Source organism: Rhizobium sp. PL01, assembly GCF_033447125.1.
GTDB lineage: Bacteria > Pseudomonadota > Alphaproteobacteria > Rhizobiales > Rhizobiaceae > Pararhizobium.
Genome location: NZ_JAWQUM010000018.1, coordinates 1 through 21,016, shown reverse-complemented (window position 1 = coordinate 21,016; position 21,016 = coordinate 1). Strand labels below are relative to the sequence as shown.

Here is a 21,016-nt window from a genome sequence, read left to right as displayed (position 1 = left end):
TGCGCGCATGAACGCTTGGACAAAGCCATGGACATCGCCAGAATGAGACTAGAACCATACGCCACAGCGATCGCACGGTTGCCCATTTCCCGGCTCCTGGGTTCGACGCTGTCAACACAGTTTCTTGTCGCCGGTGGACTGTTCATGCTGTTGGCAATGGGGATTGTCGGCTGGCTTTTCGGAGAGATCGTCTCGCGCGACGTCATTCGAAACCGTGCGGTATCCTCGGCGCTTTTCATGCAGAGCCTGACCGGGCCGCTGGTGCTGGACCTGGCAACATCACCGGTCCTCAGCAAGGAGGCCATCCGCCAACTGGATGGCCTGTTGTCGGATGAGGCCTCCAGCCAGCGCTTTCCGCACCTTGAAATCTGGACGCCGGATGGCACGATTGTCTATTCGCGATCCGATGCGCTGATTGGAAAACGGTTCAAGCCTCCAGAAGGCCTTTCCCGCGCGCTGAACGGCGAGATCGCCGCGCAGTTTGCCGATCTGAGCGCTGGCGAGCATGTGACGCGACAATTCGATACGCCTTACCTTGAGGTGTATAGCCCCCTGCGGGTTCCGTCCTCGGGCCAAATTATTGCCGTTGTCGAAATTCACGAACAGACGGCGCCACTACAAGAAGAAGTTAACGGCGCCTGGCTGCGAAGCTGGGCGCTCGTCGCACTCGCCACCAGCATTGTCATGGCAGGACTGTTCGGCATCGTTCATCGCGGCAGCCGCCTGATCGCCAACCAGAGCGCGATCCTGAAATCCAGGGCCGAAGAGGCCGAGCTGGCATCGCGCGAGGTCTTGAGGCTCAAGGATCGGGCACAGCGGGCCTCGGCACGCGTCGCCGAACTCAACGAACAGTTCATCCGCAATATCGGTGCTGACCTCCACGACGGACCATCGCAACACCTGAGCTTCATCGCTCTTCAAATCGAGAAACTGCGCAGGGCTGATTCAACCGGCGCCCGTGAGCGCGTCATCCGGACGATCGCCCAAGCCATCGACGACGCCTTGCGGGAACTGCGCGCCATCGCCAAACAGCTTCTCCTGCCCGAGCTCGAAAACCTGGAACTCGCAGGCATTGTCGAGCGTGTGACCAAACTTCACCGCGCACGAACCGGCAAGGCCACCGTGGTTGAAGCCATCGGCGACGTGCCGCCGCTCACAAACGCCGTCAAGATCTGCGTTTTCCGCTTTCTGCAGGAATGTCTCAACAACGCACAGCGCTATGCCGGAAGCCAGGGGCTGACGATCAGATGCAGCTATACCGAAGCAAAGCTGAAAGTGGCAGTTTCCAATTCCGGGCCGTCATCCACGTTTTCCGCTCCGTTGCGCGATCCCAGCGACACGCTTGGCCTGTTTGGGCTACGGGAGCGGATCGAGAGTCTCGGCGGCTTTCTTCAAATTTGCCCCCTTCGCGATGGTGGGATGCGCATCGAAATGCAGCTTGATTTGGCAGGAGGTTTGAATTTTGAACACGAAAACGTCAGTCATCGTCGTTGATGACCACGCCATTTTTCGAATGGGTGTGGTGCAGGCCTTGGCGCTGAGCGACGAGATCACGGTTGTCGGCGAAGGCTCTTCGGCGCTGGATGCCGTGAGGCTTGCCGAAACGCTGCAGCCGGATGTGGCCTTGATCGATATATCAATGCCGGGCGGCGGAATCAAAGCCGCCGCAGACATTCACCAGCTCTGCCCCGAGGTCAAAGTCCTGATGCTGACCGTATCTGAGGAGGATGACGACATCTTGCAGGCCCTTGATGCCGGCGTTGCAGGCTACGTTCTGAAAGGTGTCCCGGCTCCGGAACTTATCGAGATCGTTTCCATGGTCAAGGGTGGAAAATCCTACATCGCCTCCAACCTCGGTCTGCGCCTCTTCAATGTGATGCGGGAAAAATCCGAACCGGATGCTATTGCCTCCAGACTTTCCGGATTGACGCCGAAGCAAAGAAGCACGTTCGAACTGCTGGCAAATGGATATAGCAACCGCCAGATCGCCGAACGCCTCGGCGTGCAGGTCAAGACCATCAAATTTCACATGTCGAAACTGTTCGAGAAGATCGGCGTTCACAATCGCGTAGAAGCGGCCTTGCTTGCGCACGCGTATCTCAATCGGAAAAAATGACGGATGCCATCCGTATGGCGATCCATCACCGGAATAACGAACAGACATTCCCCTCCTCCACCGCGGGGATTGCCTCGTCCAGACAGCCATCGGCGATGGCTGGTTCGCACCAGCTAATTCAAAAGATCCGGTGAGGAACCGATCTTTTGCGCTGCAAGCACCACCTCGACACGGTTTCGGACATCGAGCTTCTGCATGAGAACCGTCATATAATGCTTGACGGTTTTTTCGCTGATATCAAGACACTGTGCGATTTCCCGGTTTGTCCGCCCCCGCAGCAGATTCTGGACGATCTGCTCTTCACGGGCGTTCAGCCTGTTGGCCCGTAAGGCTTTCTGCCGTATTTCGGCAGTTTTCATCGACATGATCACCTTGGTTGCAAAACCCGGCGTCATGTAAGTCTCGCCATTATAGGCCGCGATAATCGCTTCGTGCAGTTCCATTGTGGTGCTGCCCTTCAGCACGTAGCCGGAAACACCGAGATTCAAAGCCTTAACCGCCATCTCGATGCTGGACGTCGCGGTAAATATAACAACCTTTGTTTTCGTCACAGTCTTGATGATAATGTCGATCGCGGCCAAAGAATCCCCGGGCATGCTAAGATCTATCACAATAACATCCGGCGTATGCTGCTCGGCAATCTTTACTGCGTCAACGGCGTTGTTCCCATGCGCAACAATCGACAGATCTTTCTTCATCGAATACAGGCCAATCATCCCTTCAAGCAATATTGGATGATCATCCACAAATGCGACACATATTGTCATGATTAATATCTTTTCTATATTGAGGCGTTTTACACATTAATTCATCAAAACGTTTTCTTAAATCTCTTACTTAAGTTTTAGTTAAGATGCTAAACTGAGACGCTGCGGTCGTCAACTCAACCGAACAGCAAGTTCAATCGGATAACGAACGTTGCAGGGCATATTTGGGGGCGGCCTTTAAGGCTTTTTACTGAGGGAGGACATGACCTTGGGCACGACGGATGATTTGACCAACGTCCCTAATCCCGGACGCGGAGAATCTGCGACTTTCCAGTTAACCCATTTGTGGCAACGGCTTAGCCTTCGGTCCCAATTCCTGCTGGTCGCATCGCTGTTCCTTGGCCTGTCGATGGCCGTCCTGGGCGAATGGGTCAGCCTGCAGATGGCGGCCAGCCAGCTCCAAAGCCGTGCGGACTCAGGCGCCCTTTACATGGAGGGGTTTCTCGCGCGGCATGTTCAGTCGGGCGATCTTGTTCCCACCGTCACAGCTGAGGGGATCAAAGAACTGGACGACCTGCTGATCAATCCGGACTTGGCGCAACGGATTGAAAGCCTGCGGATCTGGCGGCGAGACGGCTTGATCCTCTACAGTACGGACAAGGCACTTATCGGCAAAACCTTTCCATCGCCGAATGTCGAGGTGGCTTTCTCTGGCAAGGTCGTAGCTCACCTTGAATCCGGGCATGATGACGAGGGGAATCTGATCCATGCCGAAGACCGGCCCTTGATCGAAATCTACGCCCCCATCTATCGCGAAGGGACCCGAGACACGCTCGCGGTGGGAGAGGTGTACGAAGATGCCAGTGAATTCGTTGAGCGGATGGATGTGGTGCAACGACGGACATGGTCAATCGTTGCCGCAACGACGCTCGTTATCCTGGCAGCGCTTTACGCGATCGTCAGCCGTGCAGACAGAATTATCGGCATGCAACGAAGCAGATTAAAAAATCAATTAACCGAAGCCCAGGCTCTGGCTCAGCAGAACACGGCGTTGCGGGAACTCGCCAACAGGACCCGTCTCGAAGCGGCAAAGTCCAACGAGAGCCTTCTGAACCGTGTTGGCTCCGATCTACATGATGGGCCGGTGCAGCTTCTAGCTTTGCTTATTTTGCGCTTAGGATCGGCTATGCGAGCAGAAAGTACAGCAGAAGTGCCCGAGCATCTCACGCCCTCCAGCCTTGCGGCTGAGTGTCTTACCCAGATCCGGGATCTTTCGACGGGGCTCATCATGCCGCAGATCGAGACCCTTTCGCTGGAGGAGGCCCTTAGACTTGCGGTGGATCGCCATCAGTTCACAACAGGAACCCGGGTGAACGCCAAATACACGAAGCTTCCGGCATCAGTCACCGGTTCGCTCAAGATCTGTCTCTATCGCATCATCCAGGAAGGACTTAACAATGCATTTCATCATGGAGACGGGATCGATCAGCAGGTCAATGCCGCCGCTGATGAAACGACAATTACCATCACCGTCAGTGACGGCGGTCCGGGATTGCGGGAGACCCAAGCTCGCAAAGGCCGATTGTCGCTTGGCCTTTTGGGCATCCATAACAGAGTGGAAGCTTTCAATGGCACACTGAACATAAGACCGCGAAACGGGCACGGAACCGAGCTTGTCGTCGTCGTCCCGCTTAAGGGGAATAGCGAGTATTAGATGTTGAGGCCTGAATGCATCATCACAACCCGGGATCAAACAGCTACAAATCTTCACATTGATCGAGCTGCAGCGACAGATTGAACCTGCCCAATATTGTTCGATTGACTATCAGGCACGGCTACAGTGTAAATTCATATAAAAGTCAGTGCCAAGAACAGGAAACACAATCCCGTACGGTTGTACCCGGCGCGTGTTTATTTAAGCCGCGCGCAGGTTGAGAGACTGGCCTATGATCTCAATTTGCTTCTCCACTTTGCCGACGCAAGCCCACAGACCCAAGGTTCAAATTTTTTGGCAAGAGTCTCAGAACCCAGACACGTAGCCGATCAGCATCGAATCTTCATGGGTTGGCGCCGGGGCAATGTTGATTTTGCCCCGCATGGTCTGCAAGTTGAGGCCGATACTGAAGCCGGTCTTGATGATGGTGCCTTCATTGGCGTTCAACGTTCTCAAAGCGTCATCAATTTGGATATCGATCAGAAATCTCAAGCCTTTTTTCAGTTGCGACCTGTCGCTGAGCGCCAGCCTGCTGCGCAACATGGCCAGGAAAGGATCGTTGAACAGAAAGATCTTTCTTTCTCTGGTCAGAACCAATGTCGGGGCCGGAGACGCTTGAACGATGGCATTCAAATTGGCCATCGATGCTTTTGCCTCGAGCAGCTCAATGCGGCAGAGTGCCCACTTGAAAGTGATCGCTCGCAGCAATGATGCAAGATTGGAATCGGGAATTTGGCTGGCAGCCCACTCGACAAGATCCGCCGTGTTCACACCTGATCCCGCTGCGATGTGGCTCAAGCCGTCCCAATAAATGCGTTCCAGGCGGATGCCTCGGCGTTCGCCTGTTCTGCCGCCAACGGCCTTGAAGTGTGGCTCGACCTCCTCGGCAGCGATCCTCGGCAGTACGCTGCGCGTTTCCAGCATTGGCGGAGCCACTTCCCTGACTGGTCCGGCATCCTCCAGCGCCATATCAACGCTCCGTCAGCGCTTCCGAGCGCGCCTTGTTGATCGGCTTGAGGAGATAGCTGAGGATCGTCTTGCGACCCGTCATGATTTCGACCGAAGCTACCATGCCCGGCATGATCGGATAGGATTGTCCGTTCCGTTCCAGTTCAGAGCGATCGGTCTTCACTTGGACGAGGTAATAGGTCTCGCCTTTTTCCTTTTCGACCAAACTATCGGCGGAGATGTTGGCGACCTCGCCATCCAGCCCTCCGAAGATGGAGAAATCATAAGCCGTCACCTTAACGACAGCTTTCTGACCACGGCGCAGGAAGGCCACGTCACGCGGCGATATGCGGGCTTCAACGAGCAGGGTATCTGCGGTTGGAACGACGCCGGCAATGACACTGCCCGGATCGACATAGGCGCCAATCGTATTTACCTCAAGCGTGTTGACGATGCCGTCGACGGGCGAGCGTACATCCGTGCGCTTGACCCTGTCAGTTGCTCCGCGGATCGTTTCATCGACGACCGAGAGCTCGGACAGCGCCTGCGCCTTCTCCGTCAAGGCCTGCTGCTGCAGCTCAAGCGATACGTCGTTGACGAGGAGTTTTGCCTCTTCGATGCTGCCCTGAAGCCGCACCAGGCTTTCCTCGTAGACATTCAACTGCCCCTGCTGGTCGGTCAGATCGCGTTCGACCTTCAAAACCTCCGTTTCGGCGATCAGCTTTTTCTTGGCAAGAGGCGCGATCAGATCACGCTGGCGTACGGCGCCTTCGATGTTCTGCTTGAGATGGCTGATGTTGGCATACGCTTCGCTGAGTTCGTTCTGCTTCTGCTTGGTGCGCTCGTTGAGCACATTCACCTTGTTTCGATAGCTCGCACGGTTGGCGTCCAGCAGTTTTTGTTCGTTGATACAAACGTCTTTAGCGACAGCCAGGATTTCCGGCGGGCAGGCGAAATTGGTGACATAGTCGCCCGCCTCCTCCAGCGTCAGGCGCGCCACTCTGGCACCCAGCGCGCGAGCCTTTGCCACGGATTCGCCAAGGGACGATTCGGTGGTGGTATTTTGCAGCTGGACGAGCAACTGTCCCTTTCGGACGACTTGGCCGAGATGGACGGCGATTTCCTGGACGATGCCCGCTTCGGACGTCTGGACGACCTGCGTCTTCGAGACAGGAATAACCCGTCCTTCGCCGCGTGCCAGTTCATCAATCTCGGCAAACGCCGCCCACGCCACGAAGCAGACGATGCACAGTGCCACGATACCAAGGATGGCACGGGCGAGGAGTGGCGGGTTGTCGATGTTGGCGGTGCTCATGCCGGCACCGGGCGGGCGCGCTGCATCGATTCGACGACTGCAGCCTTTGGACCATCAGCAACGATGCGGCCTTTGTCTACGACGATCAGACGGTCAACGAGTTCGAGCATGCTATGCCTGTGGGTGGCGATCAGCAGTGTTGTCTGAGGGCCAAACGCGCTGCTCAACCGGGAGATTAGATGCCGTTCGCTGGCGAGATCCATCGCGCCTGACGGCTCGTCAAGGAACACGATCTTGGGCTTGACGAGAAGCAACCGGGCGATTGCCAAGGCCTGCTTCTGGCCGCTGGACAGATTGCTTCCGCGCTCCCCTACCGGCATGTCGAAACCGCGCGGATGATTACCCACGAAAAGATCAACACCTGTCATACGCGCGACATCGAGAAGCTCCGCGTCTGTCGCGTCCGCGCGGCCCATCAGCAGGTTCTCCTTGACTGTTCCGGAAAACAGATCGGACGATTGCCCGGCAACCGCGACGGCAGACCTGACTTCCGCCATATGGTACTGGCGGATATCGACGCCATCAATCAACAGACGGCCCGACGTGGGCAGATAAAGACCGTCGAGTAGTCGGCCAATCGTCGTCTTGCCGGATCCGATGCGACCGATAATGCCGATCTTCTCGCCTTCCGAGACCGAGAAAGACAACTGATCGATCACCGGATAATCGGAACCCGGATATTGGAACGAGACGTTTTCAAAGCGGAAGCTGCCTTGCTTGATCTGCCGGTTGACGAAGCCCGCGGTGGACGGCCGGTCATCAGGCTGCTCCATCACCTTGTCCAGAATTCGGAGTGACATGGTTGCCTGCCTGAAACGGGCAAGCGTCATGGCGATCTGCCCGAGCGGAGCGCCTGCCCTGCTCGCCAGCATAACGGTGGCGATGATCGCACCCATGGCGATCCGGCCTTCGGCGAATTCGTATGCGCCCGCAATGACGATCAGCGTCCCAACGGTCTGCTGGATAAAAGTCGTCGCATTGACCGCATTGGCGGAAATCTGCTTGATCTTCTCGCTCGTCCGGCTGGAATTCTTCGTCAGCTCCTGCCAGCGCCGCAGCATGCCGGCCTCTGCACTCAGACTCTTCAAAGTCTCGATTGTCGAAATCGTCTCGATCAAAAGAGACTGCCGCCGGGAGGCCTCGTTTGCGGCTGTCGCCATGCTCTTGCCGATCCTGGCCTGGGCAACGAGACCGACGATGACAGTGAGAATGAAAGCAACAGCAGGTATAACCACCAGCCAGCCAGCAATCAAATAAATGACGAGGAGGAAAATGAACACAAAGGCACTGTCGATCAAAACGCCGATCGTATTGGAGGTGAAAAACTCCCTCACGAACTCATATTGCGTCACCCGGTTGGCATATTCGCCGGTAGACATCGGCCGCGACGCGAGCGTCGAGTTCAGCACCTTGTCGAAGATGAGTTGTGACAGCCGCAGATCGGCTTTGCGTCCGGCATAGTCGATCAACGTCGCGCGCGCGGTCTTCAGCAGGTAGTCAAACAGGTAGGCCAGCGTAATGCCCATGGCGAGCACCCATAGGGTCGGCATCGCCTTGTTTGGCAGAACCCGGTCATAGACGTTCATGGTGAATAGCGGTGAACCGAGCGCGATGATATTGATGAACAACGCAGCCACGATGACGCGCATGTAGGTCCGCCAATAGGGGATCAGCGTTGTCGCCAGCCAATGGCGCTTCTCGATCTCCACGGCATTGCCAACATGGGCTTCCTCGGTCGCATTGACGTAATACACGCTGAAGGCCAAGGCAGCCAAGGGCTTGAAGGTGGTCAATTTTTCGCCTGGCAGGCGAATGGCGGCGCCATTTTTGGCGACCATATCGAGAAGATATGCGCCATCCTCATCCCGATCGAGAAGCGCAAGAACACGGCCCTCTGGCAGGATGACCACCGCAGGACAGTCAAAGTTTCCGGTGCGGCAATCGCGCTCTTCGATCCTGCGGACTTGCAGGCCGATGCGCTCGGCGATCCGCTCGACATCATCCAGTTCCAGCGATTCCGTCAGCTCATCCGGCAAACCGGAAAAAAGCACCGTGTCCGAAGCGGGGCGACCAAAATAGGTCGCCACCGACTTGAACGCGGTTTTAAAGTTCCGCAACGGAATGGCACCGGTATTTTCCATCGCTATGTTGAGCATTGCCCAGCGCCTTTCGGTTACTGGGACCGGATGGGGGCAAGCAGATCGAACGGCATATCAGCGCTCTGATGGGAATCAAGCTCGACATAATTGGCGTCCTGAACAGTGGCGGGAACACCAAACTCCTGCCGGGCATATTCAGTCGCCTGGTCCATCGGCTTCAGGCCCATGGTTGCCACCAGCTTTCCGGATGCCGCCAGAATTTTATACTCGGCAAACAGCGCGGCCAACCGGGCCGTGTCGGAGAGGACACTGGTATTGAAGCGGGTGTTCTGTGCGTCCAGCACGTCGAGCAACGACCGCTGTCCGACCTTGAACTGTTCCCGGTAGGACGAAACCAGCTGGGCGTTTGTCTTCGATTGACGCGACAGGGTTGCGGCAAGCTCGCCACGGCTCTTGCGCTCGTTCCATGCCGACCGCACTGATTCCTCGACTTCGCGATGCGTCTCATGCAGCACTTCGCGCTGCTCGCTTGCGCGGCGGATCTGTTCTTGTTCGCGGGCGATATCGATGCCGCCGCGATAGAGATTCCAGCGGGCGACAACGCGCGCCTGCAGGTCATTGGTATTTCCGGTATCACCGTTGATGTCATCACCGGTCGAAGCGCTTGCTTCGAGATTGACCTTCGGCAGATAATTTGCCCGGGCACCCATTACACCTGCATCGGCAGCATCGATGTCAGCCACCGCCGACGAGATCCGCGGGCTGGCCTTTGTTGCAATAAAGATCGCATCATCCAGTGTGCGCGGCAGATATTTCGCGACTGACCCTGGGGTCTGCACGTCCTTGATCTGCTCCCCGACAACCTTCAGGAACCGGATCTTCGTTGCTTCCAGCTCTTGGTTCGCCTCGATCACACGAGCGCTCGCCGCTTCGAGGCGCTCTCTTCCCTGAATCCCGTCTGCATCGGTCAGGGCGCCGCCTCTGATGCTCTCGCTGATATCGCCAACGATCTGCTGATGAAATCCGAGATTCTGTTTGGCAGCCTGCACGATCTGGGTCTGCAGGATATATTCCAGATAGCTTTGAACGACCTCAAGAGCGAGGGACTCTGATCTTTCAACAACCCGGAACGACGCGCCATCGACGCGCGAGGCCTGCCGGTTAACTTCGGCGCGCCGTGCACCGCCATCAAACAGCGTCTGGGTGATGCTCAAGCTGACATCGGACGGAGAGAGACTGTCATGATTGGACGACAAACCACCGGATGTCGGGCTCGCAAGCCGGCGCTTGCCGGCTCCAGCTTCCAAATCAATGGAGGGCAGGTAGAGGCCGCGCGCCTGACGCAATTCAAATTCTACGGCCTCGCGATTTTTCGTCGCCTGCAGAATCTGCGGATTGGTCTTCAATGTCTTATCGATCGCCTGCTTCAGGCTCATCGCCTCTGCGGTACCGCCAAGAACAAAACCAAACGACACAGTCGCACACAAAACAGCGATCAGCCCGCTTTTCATCTTCATCACTTCCCCAACTCCCAGCCGTGCACAGAGCCGTCCCACCCAAGAACAAAGCTCATGAATCCCAAGAGGAAAATCCCCGATACAAATATTTACATTCTCTATCTACGATATGGATCAGCGATCCATATAAATATACACAGTTTTTATTATAAAATAACCGATCAAGACTGGTTAACATTCTCTTCCATGAAAATAACCGAAAGAAAGAATCCCCCATTTCGTCGACCCGAGCGCAGTCATACGACAACTGATTTCTTTTAGCCTGTCCATTTTTGGGCCATTTCTCTCGGGAAGAATCTTCCCAGTGGATAGTTGCATTTCTGCGACAGAGACCAGTCATTTCCTCGAGAGGAAACTACATATCAATATTGAATTCCACCGCCAAATATCATTCTACACGTAAAAACTTAAGGTCGACTCGCCATTGAAATTTAACCTTAATTCCAAAATAAAACGCGGCCGGTTTTTCGGCCGCGTTTCTTTTTCTCAGGGTCAATCCCCATTCGTTAGTTATACAGAATGGGATGCTGACGTTGTATTGTGATCGTCATCATAGAGAACCTTGACGGTCGATGTGTAATCCTGAAGGTCTGCCACATCATGCCATGCGCCATTATCGTTGACGCTGACCACGGTATCAGCACCGTTGACGGTCGTCTTCACGTTCGCCAAGGCATCGGCTTCGCTTGCCTCGTGACCGAGCAAGGACGTCAGAAGGTTGGACACATCCAGGACGTCGCCCTCACCAGCCTTGTAGTCAGTGATGACATCAGCAAGCTCGATCCCCTTGAAGGCATCGGCATCCAGAACGAAGGTGTCGGCGCCAGCGCCGCCCGTCATGCTGTAGTGACCAAGACCCGCAGCCAGGATGTCATCGCCTGCAGTCCCGAAGGTGCCATCGCCCAAGATGGTGTCGAAGCCGACTTCGATGAAGTTGCCGGTAGAGCCGTTGTCGAGGGTGAACGTACCTTCGGCGAGAACGGACTGGCCGTCTTGCTGCCCATCAACCACTGTCGCACCAAGCGAGATGCTCGCAATATGGTGGTCCAGCAAGCTCGACAGTTCACCAGCATCGCTGATGCCATTGTTGTTGGCATCAATCCAGACGGAGAGCTTGGAGTAAGCCGCATCCTGCGCATCGATCTTACCGTCGCCATTGCTGTCGAGGGTGGCAAGAGCCGCTAAACCGCCGGCATGGTTGCCTCCGTTAAAGCTCGGCGTGAAGATCTCCGAACCATTGTCGATCTTGCCGTTGCCATCGACATCATACGCCAGGATCGCGTCGTCCTTGGTCCAGGCGATCTTGTCGGCCTTGCCATCGGCATCGATGTCGAAGGTAACACCGTGCTCGATCGATGAAAACGCAAAGCCATTGTGATCGAGATCGAGGATGATGGGGTCCGTTGCGCTGTTATACGCGACGAAATCGCTGCTGGTCAGTGCAGCAACCTGCGCGGCGGTAACGCCGTTCAAAGTGGCGATGAGCGAACGGCTCCCAGCATTGCTCCAATCTGTATCAAACCAAATCTGGGCGGCCCCTGCATTGCTGTTATAAACAACAACGTAAGAATTGGAGATGGACGCCGAACCCGACAATATCTGCGCTTCGCTCTGCCCGCTCGTTATGGCAATAACCTGCGAAACCGGAGAGAAACCGACAGAAGCTATACTTGCAGCTTTCCCGAAATCGTTAGAGCTTAATCCCGCTCCTGCGGATGAACCAATGGTACTCAAAAAAGCAACAGCGCCAGGCCCCGGGCCGAAGATGCTGCCGTCCAAGAGACCAATTTTGTCTTGCCCTGTGATAAAGCCATTCACAGTGTCGCTGCCGGTGTTGGTGGCGAAGCGAATCTGATCCCGGTCCGCGTTTGACGCAGAAAGGTTGATGATGTCGTTGCCACCACCGCCATTGATTGTGTCGTTTCCAGCGCCACCCGTTATCGTATCGATACCGGAAGACCCCAGGATCTTGAAGCCTTCCGTCTGGTTCGCGAGGTTGAGCGTGGTGCCCGTTGTGAGAGTGAAGGCTTCCACCCCAACAATCTGAGCATCGCCTGCGCTCGTGAAACTCGAGGCGACCCTGACCGTATCGGTGCCGCCACCGCCACTGATCAGATAATCGTTCTGATCGCCAATGATCGTGTTATCGGAGCCGCCGCCAATGATGAAGTCGCGCCCGGCACCGCCATCGAGTGTCACCGTTCCCGAGGACCGGGTATCGATGAGGATATCGTCGCCGTTGCTTCCAAGGATGGATTCGCTATCTGAACTACGCAGGACGGACACATCAACATTGGACGTCGAAGCAGACCCGTCCGTAGCGGTGTATCGGAACAAACCGGATCCGCCTTGGTTCAAATCGACAACAATCCGTGTGTCGCCGTTGTCAAAGGCGGATGCCTGAACAATCTCGACGCCAGAATTATTCGCCCAGCTGAAGCTGCTCATGCTGAGGGCATCGCCGTTGGCATCGGTATCGTTCTTCAGCAACCATGCATGCATGACGTCAACATTCGTACCCGAACCTGCGCTCGAGGCATTGGTGTAGATGCGATCGGAAACACCAACCGGTGCGATGTTTTCGGCCACATCCGTCACCGTAACGGCCACATCCTTTGTCGCCGCCGGATTGACGCCATTCGAAGCATTGACTGTGAAGTTGTAGACATTGTTGCCACCGACATCTGTCGCCACCTCGAAGTTTGGCGACACCTTGAATGTCACCGCACCTGTCGCGGAGATAGTGAACAGATTGGCGTCGGCTCCCGTCAGCGTATAGGTCAGAGCCACTCCCTCCGGATCGCTTGCAACCGTCTGGTATACGACGTTGGAGATCGCCGTGTTCTCAGCTTCTGTGCCTGTCGCACCGGATGTTATGACGGGCGCTTCGTTGACGTTGGTAACCGAAATAGCAACAGCCTTGGTCACTGCCGCGCTCGCACCGTCCGTCACATTGACGATGATGTCATAGACATTGTTGCCGCCGTTATCAGACGGCGCCTCAAAGTTCGGAGATGCCTTGAAGGTCACTGCACCCGTCGATGAGATATGGAACAGATTGGCATCAGCGCCGGTTAGCGAATAGGTCAGCGATGCGCCCGGATCGACGTCGCTCGCCACAGTCTGGTAGACAACATGGGAGGTCGCGGAATTCTCGGCTTCGCTGCCTGTGGAGCCAGAGGAGATAACCGGGATATCATTCACCTGCGTTACCGTCAGGTTGAAAGTCCCGACCACAGGTACCGAACCATCTTCATTGCCATCTTCAACGCTAACATTGAACGATGCTGTCGGACCTTCCGAGCCATCATGATTGAACTTGATCAAGCCGGCGATCAACTCCGCAGCCGTGAACGAGGTCGCTGGAGCACCACCGTTGGTAATCGTTCCAAAGGCCACATTAGATACCCGGAACACCACACCGCTCGGCAGGTCATCCGGATCTGTGTAACCCAGCTTGGCAGACGTGAGCGTCAGGCTGGCGCCTTCGGCAACAGTATCCGCGAGAGGACCTGCGAGTACCGGCGCATCGTTGAGGGCGATGAGATGGATGGTCGCAACCTGCGGCGCGCTGTTGGCAGTACCGTCGTTGACGATCACCGTCACGGTACGGTCGGTCGCGACATGCGGGTTATCGCTGCTGTTGAGATAGATGGTGTTTTTCAGGATAGTTTCATATCTATCAACCGACGCGCTGCCAGTAACCTTTAAGACACCGGCAATGTAGGTGACCGTCAGGCCCACCGCAGCGGCCGTCGCGGCCCCGTTCAGCGACAGGGTTTCGGATGATCCGTCTTGGATATTGCCAAGCGTCAGCGTCATTGATGTCAGGTTCGGCGAGTCGACATCAGAAAGATCGGCCTGCCAGGCGAATTGCTGAGCCGTCTGCTCGACCGCGCTGATCGCCGTATCATTGCCCGCAGTCGTGGTGCTGAGGTCGATTACCGGCGCATCGTTGACCGGGGTTACCGTCAAATTGAACGTTCCCACAGTTGGTACCGAGCCATCCTGATTGCCATCTTCAACGGCAACGTTGAACGATGCTGTCGGACCTTCCGAGCCATCATGGGTAAACTTGATCAGGCCGGAATTCAGTTCTTGAGCCGTGAACGAGGTCGCCGGAGCGCCACCATTGGTGATCACACCATGAAGCACATTGGACACGCGGAACACGACTTCTGTGGGTCCATTGTCCGGATCTGTGTAGCCCAGTTTGGCAGACGTAAGCGTCAGGATGGCGCCTTCGGCAACAGTATCTGCAAGAGGACCTGCAAGCACCGGCGCATCGTTGAGGGCGATGAGATGGATGGTCGCAACCTGCGGCGCGCTGTTGGCGATGCCGTCGTTGACGATCACCGTCACGGTGCGGTCGATTGCGACATGCGGGTTGTCGCTGCTGTTGAGATAGATGGTGTTCTTCAGAATGGTTTCATATCGATCAACCGACGCAGGACCGGTAATCTGCAAGACACCAGCGTTGAACGTGACCGTCAGGCCCACCGCAGCGGCCGTCGCAGCCCCGTTCAGCGACAGGGTTTCGGATGCTCCGTCCTGGATATTGCCAAGTGTCAGCGTCATCGAGGTCAGGTTCGGTGAGTCGACATCAGAAAGATCGGCCTGCCAGGCGAATTGTTGCGCCGTCTGCTCGACTGCATTTGTCGACGCATCATTGCCCGCAGTCGTGGTGCTGAGGTCGATCACCGGGATATCGTTGGTGCCGGTGATGGTGATCGCTATATCCTTGGTGACGGTGTCGCCGTCTCCATCGGCAACCGTGTAAGGGATATGCATCACCACGGTCTGGCCAGCCGCAAGAACATCGAATGCCGTGCCAGGCACGATCGAGATCTTGTGGTTGACAGTGTCGAAGGTGATGGCCGGTGTGCCGAGAGTTATCCCAGCCGGCAGGCCGGTATAGCTCGGCGTACCGAACGAAAAGGCCGTGCCAATTTCGTCTGCACCGAAATTGAAGTGAACGCCTTCAATCAGGGTAACGCTCTTGCTCTCGTTTTCGCCCATGGCTGCGGTCATGTCGGTTGCCGTCGGCAGGCTGTCGGCCACGTTGACGAAGAACCTGCCGCCACCGATTGTCACCACGTCGTGGTCACCGTCTGCAGCCTGCACATAGGCGCCGAGATCCAGTCTCAGCGTGTTGTTACCAACGCCGTGATCGAGTTCGCCAATCAGCACAAAGGTTGCAACACCGATCGCTGAAACCTTCAGCGTGAACAGCGGCGTACCAGGCGCACCGTCGGCATAACCGGTCAGTGTCGTGCCATCGGAGACGATCTTGACCTGATGGCCACCGGCCATGACAGTGCCAAGGTTTTCCGCAGTTGAGATGGTCTTCAGCGAGAACGCCGCGCCGCCATTGATGTCATCCGCGCCGACCGAAACCAGCGAGGAAAGATTGACGTTGGTCGATGACGTGCCAACCACTTGCAACGACTGTATCTCTAGGCCCCAGTCGCGAAGCGTGCCGACGTCAGCCCCAGTTTCGTCTTTGATTTCGAGCTTCCACGTTCCAGACATGTCTTTTCCGTCGAGAAGCGAAAGCGCTGAGGTCGTCGGACGCCATGTGCCGACAAATGGCGCGCTAGCCGACGTGAAGCTATTCGCAGCCTCGTCATCGAACTTGATGACACCATTGGGATCGCCACTACTACCGTTGTTGTTGACCAAAATGACACGCGTGCCATCGGGTGCAATCAAGGTGATCTCGAGATCCGACATGAACGTGTGGTGAAGATTGATGGAGACGTTCAAGTCCTGGATCGTCCCGCCGGTCGGCACTACGATGCTAGATGTGATGGTGGCCAAATCGGGGATTGCTTGGTTGATCGTGCCTGAAGCAAAAGTTTGCGTATCGAGGGCCAAAGTGCCCTCGGCGACATCACCCGAGACCGACGTTCCGGAAACGAGAACCGGAACGGTGTCGGCAATGCTGATCGTGAACGGCTGATCGACGTAATCGCCGTCACCGTCATAGATCCGAGCCGACAGGTTCAGGACCAGACTGGCATCGTTGTCGCCAAGATGATCGACGTTCTGATACAGAACCGCAACGAAGCTGGCGGGGTGCAGTACGGAGACGATGAAAACCGGGTTTGCGGCGCCGGCGACATCGCCGTGCTTGAAGGCAACCAATTCCTGGTCGACGCCGTTGGTCGTCCGCACGATGTAATCGAGCGCAACACCATCGGATGTCAGACCGGCATTGATGATCGGTTTACCGTTACCGTTCAAACCGATGCTGACATGGCCGTTCCGGTAATCCGCGCCGACATCGATGTTCAGGCTGCCGGAAACAAGGCTGATCCCAGAGGCCAGACCAGCCTCCGACAGGTTGCCGGACTGTGCCGCTCCATTGATGACCGGAGCGTCGTCGCGAATATCCACCTGGATGTGGCCGCTGGCTTGATCGCCATCGCCATCTGTGACGGTGAAGTTGATGCGCATCCGCAACGGATCGGCGGCACCCGCTTCGTTCACATCCGGATGATCTATGGCTGCGAACTGCTTGAACGTGTATTCGCCTGTCGCCGCATTATCGACATGAAGGGTAAACACCGTCACGCCACTTGCCGTCTTGCCGGTCAAGGTCAGGCCATCAGCAGAGGTCTCGACCGAAATCGGCCGCCCCGCTGATGTCAGCGGAACCCGCGTCACGCCAGGACCAGCCGCATCGGCGTCATAGGCCAGAATGCCAGTGGCGTTGCTGCCTGCACCATAGGCCAGCGACGTGACCTTGGCGCCATCGGCGCCGCCATCAAAGATGAAGCGGCCGGAAGCCGTCTGCGGCATAAACACCGTACCGGATGCATTCTCGGTTACTACGACGTTGCCAGAATAGGCTGCTGTCGGGAGGTCGTCCTGGATGTCGATCTTGAACGACTGATCGACGTAGTCGCCATCACCGTCATAGACGCGGGCAGACATATTGAGGGTCAGCGAGTCGCTGCCGTTCGCATGGTCGATGTTCTGATAAAGGGTGGCTGCGAAGCTGCCATTGTGCAGAACGGAGACGACGAAGACCGGATTTGCAGCACCAGCCGGGTCACCCTGTTTGAAGGCAACCAGTTCCTGGTCGACGCCATTGGTTGTCCGCACGAGATACTCGAGCGCGACGCCATCGGATGTCAGGCCGGCATTGATGATCGGGGTACCGTTGCCGTTCAGGCCGATGCTGACATGGCTGTTCCTGTAGTCGGCGCCGAGATCGATGTTGAGGCTACCGAACGTGGACGAGACGAATGGCAGGCCGGTTTCCGACAATGCGCCCGTCTGGGCTGCTCCGTTAATAACCGGGGCGTCGTCAATGATGCTGACCGTGAAGTTTCCGGGCACGGTGTCACCATCACCGTCCGTCGCAACATAGTTGATCGTCAGGTTGAGCTGGTTCTCGCCGTTGTTGACGTTCGGGCCATGCAGCAGCGTGTTCTTGAGCAGGGTAAAGGTGTAGGTACCGTCACCGTTGAGGACGACCTTCCACGAACCGTCGAGCGCCGACAGGGTCGACTTTCCGGCGTCCCAGCCAGCACCGGTAGCACTAAGCGCGACCTTGCCACCATCGGCACCTAGATCGATATTCAATGTTCCCGTTGCAGAGAGCGCCTCCTTCGAAGCGTCCGTGCCATACTGCAGGTCGTCTTCGTTGAGTGTCAGGCCAGTTGTCACCGAGCCGACAACGACCGGGGTGTCATCGGACAGCGCAATTGTGAAGCTCTTGCCACCAATGCTGTCTCCATCCGAGTCAGTGGCGGAGAAGCCAAAGGTCAGTCCCAGGCTCGCATTGTTTGCACCTTGGCCGTGGTCGATGTTGTCGAGCAGCTTGAAGGTCCAAGTTCCCTTGTCGGTAGCCACTGCGCCATCGTCCAAAGTGACTTTGAAGATGACACGGCCGTTCGCGTCGACCGAGCCGTTGCCATCATCGTCGGCGACGCCCACCAATTCGGTGGCGGAAATGCGCACCAGCAGGACTGCTTTGCCATTGGAGGTCAGTGGCCCGTTGGCCGTATTGACTGCCGTGTTGTTTGACAGGTTCGCGTCAAACGAGACGGAGCGAAGCCCCGGATCGTTGTCGGCACCCCAATTGATCGCAAGCGAACCCGTATCCGACAGCGCAGGCATCGTCGAGAGTTCGACATTATCGATGAGAATCTGGTTGCCATTGCCTGGCGACGTTTGCTGGATCTCGATGCGGATATGATAGCCTGCAAGCGCAATGGCTTGTGCCGCAGTCAGCGCGAGCGAATTCAGCTCAACCGATGTCCAAGTCCCATTGGCGGGTGTCGGCAACGTCTGCGAAGCCAAGATAATGGTATTGACGCCGTCGGTTGCAACAATACGCACTTCTCCACCCGGCCAATCCTGGTCGGTCCGATCTGCGACGTTCAGGCGGATTGTGTAGCTCTCGCCTTCACCAACGATCTCGCCCGTATCCTGCGCCAGCATCGCGCCTTCCCGCAACCAGACGACGTTACCGCCAGCATGGTTTGTGGCATCAACGATCGAGCCGGTCGGTGCATAGACGCCGCCCGTGCCGCCAGAAATTGTCCAGCCAGCCGGGCTGCCGTAGGTGTAATTGCCCTTGACAAAGTCAACATTGACGCCCGGAGCGCCAGCAACGAGCGATGTTGTTTCGAAGCTGCCGTTGGCAAGCGGCACCTGAACCGTGTTTTCTGTCAGAGCACCGGCCTCTGGTGTGCCAATCACCGGGCTGTCGTCGATGACTTTGACCTCAAACGTATTCTTGACGATGTCGCCATCGCCATCGCGAGCCGTGAAGATGAACTTGAAGGACAGGACATCTTCGTTGGCCGCACCCGACGCCTTGACCGGATGATCAAGCACGCCGTTAAGTTCGAAATCGTAGCGGCCACTACCTGTGTCTGACAGAGTGACGGTGAACACGGCCTGACCTCCGGCCGAAGCTGTCAGCACTGTGCCATTGGCAGACAGCGTGTAGGTGATCGCCTGTCCAGCCGAGCTCAACGAGCCAAGCGCAACCGCGCCAGCCCCACCACTTACCGACAGGAATTCGCCAGCCTGCACTGCCGTTAGAACCCGGTCAGCGCCGGTGCCATCGGCAAACACAACCGAGAGGTCGCCGGCAATCTGGATGCCGGCATAGCCACCGTTTACAAACTTGTTGCCGTCATCACCACCCCAAAAGATGTTGAGCGGACCGCCGGCGGACTTGCCGGTCACATTCCCAAAGATGCCATCGAGATCCGCTCCGAGGGTCCCGGATCTCGTATCCTCGTTGCCGCCAGACAGTTCTTCTTCTTCAACAAAGCGAGGCAGGATGGTGCCCAAAGCAATCGGTTGATCGTCGATCACGCTGACCGAGAAGCTTTTCGGCTCGGTCGTGTCGCCATCGCTGTCGGTGGCGGTGAACTGGAAGCTCAGTATCTGGCTGTCCTCGCCCTGAACCGACCCCTGATGATCCAGCGTGTCGTAGAGCCTGAATGCATAGGAGCCATGGCCACCGTCGGACAGAGCGACCGAGAAGATGATATTGGCAGCAAGCGCTGCAGAACTACTGGCCGGAACCGCGATCGGAGCGACCGCACCGGTATAAGCAAGCAGGATTTGCTGACCAGCGACCGTGACCGTGGTGTATTTGACCGCATCGCCATCGGAGGTGAGGTTCAGAGCGGTCAAATTGGTAATGGCACTGGGGCCAAACTGGACCGAACGATCGTTAACGCCGCCAGCATTGGCATTGTCCGAACCCCAGGAGATGGCCAGTGAACCTCCTGCCTCGTGCGTGGTGCGTGAGGGGTTCAGCAAAGTATCGTTATCGCTAGCGCCACCGCCGTCTTCATTGCCGACGCCGGCAACTTCCTCCTGCTCTTCTTCCACAACACCGCCCGCAAACGGCGTACCGATCGTGGCGACATCGTCGATAACGTTGACGGAGAAGGTGTTGCTGCTCGTGTCGCCATCGCTATCGGTGGCGGTGTAGTTGAAGGTCAGCGACAGGCTGTTCTCGCCATTGCCGGCTGCGTGGTCCAGCGGCTTGACCAGCGTGAAGTCATAGGTGCCGTTGGCAACATCGGAGACCGACGCGAAGAATACGACATTACCAGAGCCTTCGCCGGTGACTGCCGTCGGGGCTGTTTCGCCGGTGTAGCCGACCAGGACGCCGTCGATCAGAACCGTCTTGACCGCCAGACCGAGCGAGGTCAAAGCTTCGCCGGAAGCGCCGGAGACCGCAACCGTGGTGTTGGTGAACGCGACCGAACGGTCGTTCAGACCGCCAGCATTGGCGTTGTCAGAACCCCAGTTGATATTGAGCGAGACGCCGGAGACACCAGCTGCAAGGCCATCGACCTCGTTGTTGCCGCCGTTGACGGCTTCGTCTTCGACCGTCGATGCGGTACCAGCAGCGGCAACCGCTGCATCGTCGATAACGTTGACGGTGAAAGTGTTGCTGCTCGTGTCACCATCGCTATCGGTGGCGGTGTAGTTAAAGGTCAGCGACAGGCTGTTCTCGCCATTGCCGGCTGCATGGTCCAGCGGCTTGACCAGCGTGAAGTCATAGGTGCCGTTGGCAACATCGGAGACCGACGCAAAGAACACGACATTGGACGAG

General features: G+C 56.8%; 9 protein-coding genes. 3 read left to right on the top strand and 6 right to left on the bottom strand.

What is annotated here, in order from left to right:
• Positions 1–42: 42 nt before the first annotated feature.
• Together R6X40_RS29765 and R6X40_RS29760 are read left to right on the top strand one after the other, a co-directional pair.
• Positions 43–1,494 carry a sensor histidine kinase gene (locus R6X40_RS29765; protein ID WP_318418626.1) on the top strand — a complete coding sequence of 484 codons (1,452 nt, stop codon included), beginning with the start codon at positions 43–45 and terminating at the stop codon, positions 1,492–1,494.
• Positions 1,463–2,116, top strand: coding sequence for a response regulator transcription factor (locus R6X40_RS29760; protein WP_318418625.1), 654 nt, complete (start codon positions 1,463–1,465; stop codon positions 2,114–2,116). Before R6X40_RS29765 ends, R6X40_RS29760 begins: the two co-directional genes overlap by 32 nt.
• A 113-nt stretch (positions 2,117–2,229) precedes the next feature.
• On the opposite strand, the gene R6X40_RS29755 is transcribed toward R6X40_RS29760, so the two are convergent.
• Positions 2,230–2,883 (bottom strand): response regulator transcription factor, encoded by a 654-nt coding sequence (locus tag R6X40_RS29755; RefSeq protein WP_318418624.1) that lies wholly within the window; start codon positions 2,881–2,883, stop codon positions 2,230–2,232.
• 208 nt (positions 2,884–3,091) lie between these two features.
• On the opposite strand from R6X40_RS29755, the gene R6X40_RS29750 reads away from it, so the two are divergent.
• Positions 3,092–4,537 carry a sensor histidine kinase gene (locus R6X40_RS29750; RefSeq protein WP_318418623.1) on the top strand — a complete coding sequence of 482 codons (1,446 nt, stop codon included), beginning with the start codon at positions 3,092–3,094 and terminating at the stop codon, positions 4,535–4,537.
• A 306-nt stretch (positions 4,538–4,843) separates the two neighbouring features.
• Here R6X40_RS29750 and R6X40_RS29745 read toward each other — a convergent pair whose 3' ends face one another.
• From R6X40_RS29745 to R6X40_RS29725, 5 genes are all read right to left on the bottom strand, one after another.
• Positions 4,844–5,506 carry a ribbon-helix-helix domain-containing protein gene (locus tag R6X40_RS29745; RefSeq protein ID WP_318418622.1) on the bottom strand — a complete coding sequence of 221 codons (663 nt, stop codon included), beginning with the start codon at positions 5,504–5,506 and terminating at the stop codon, positions 4,844–4,846.
• 1 nt (position 5,507) lies between these two features.
• Complete coding sequence (locus R6X40_RS29740) at positions 5,508–6,800, bottom strand: HlyD family type I secretion periplasmic adaptor subunit (protein WP_318418620.1); 1,293 nt, start codon at positions 6,798–6,800, stop codon at positions 5,508–5,510.
• On the bottom strand, positions 6,797–8,956 hold the full coding sequence (locus R6X40_RS29735) for a type I secretion system permease/ATPase (protein WP_318418618.1): 2,160 nt from the start codon (positions 8,954–8,956) through the stop codon (positions 6,797–6,799). Before R6X40_RS29735 ends, R6X40_RS29740 begins: the two co-directional genes overlap by 4 nt.
• Before the next feature lie 17 nt (positions 8,957–8,973).
• Positions 8,974–10,335: a TolC family outer membrane protein gene (locus tag R6X40_RS29730; protein WP_412178494.1), complete on the bottom strand. Its 1,362-nt coding sequence runs from the start codon at positions 10,333–10,335 to the stop codon at positions 8,974–8,976.
• 591 nt (positions 10,336–10,926) lie between these two features.
• Positions 10,927–21,003 (bottom strand): DUF5801 repeats-in-toxin domain-containing protein, encoded by a 10,077-nt coding sequence (locus R6X40_RS29725; RefSeq protein ID WP_318418616.1) that lies wholly within the window; start codon positions 21,001–21,003, stop codon positions 10,927–10,929.
• Positions 21,004–21,016 lie beyond the last annotated feature (13 nt).

What these genes read in the sequence shown, in the direction of transcription:
- R6X40_RS29765 (WP_318418626.1), top strand. Translation starts at nt 43, where the DNA reads ATGAGACTAGAACCATACGCCACAGCGATCGCACGGTTGCCCATTTCC.
- R6X40_RS29755 (WP_318418624.1), bottom strand. Translation starts at nt 2,883, where the DNA reads ATGACAATATGTGTCGCATTTGTGGATGATCATCCAATATTGCTTGAA.
- R6X40_RS29745 (WP_318418622.1), bottom strand. Translation starts at nt 5,506, where the DNA reads ATGGCGCTGGAGGATGCCGGACCAGTCAGGGAAGTGGCTCCGCCAATG.
- R6X40_RS29740 (WP_318418620.1), bottom strand. Translation starts at nt 6,800, where the DNA reads ATGAGCACCGCCAACATCGACAACCCGCCACTCCTCGCCCGTGCCATC.
- R6X40_RS29735 (WP_318418618.1), bottom strand. Translation starts at nt 8,956, where the DNA reads ATGCTCAACATAGCGATGGAAAATACCGGTGCCATTCCGTTGCGGAAC.
- R6X40_RS29730 (WP_412178494.1), bottom strand. Translation starts at nt 10,335, where the DNA reads ATGAGCCTGAAGCAGGCGATCGATAAGACATTGAAGACCAATCCGCAG.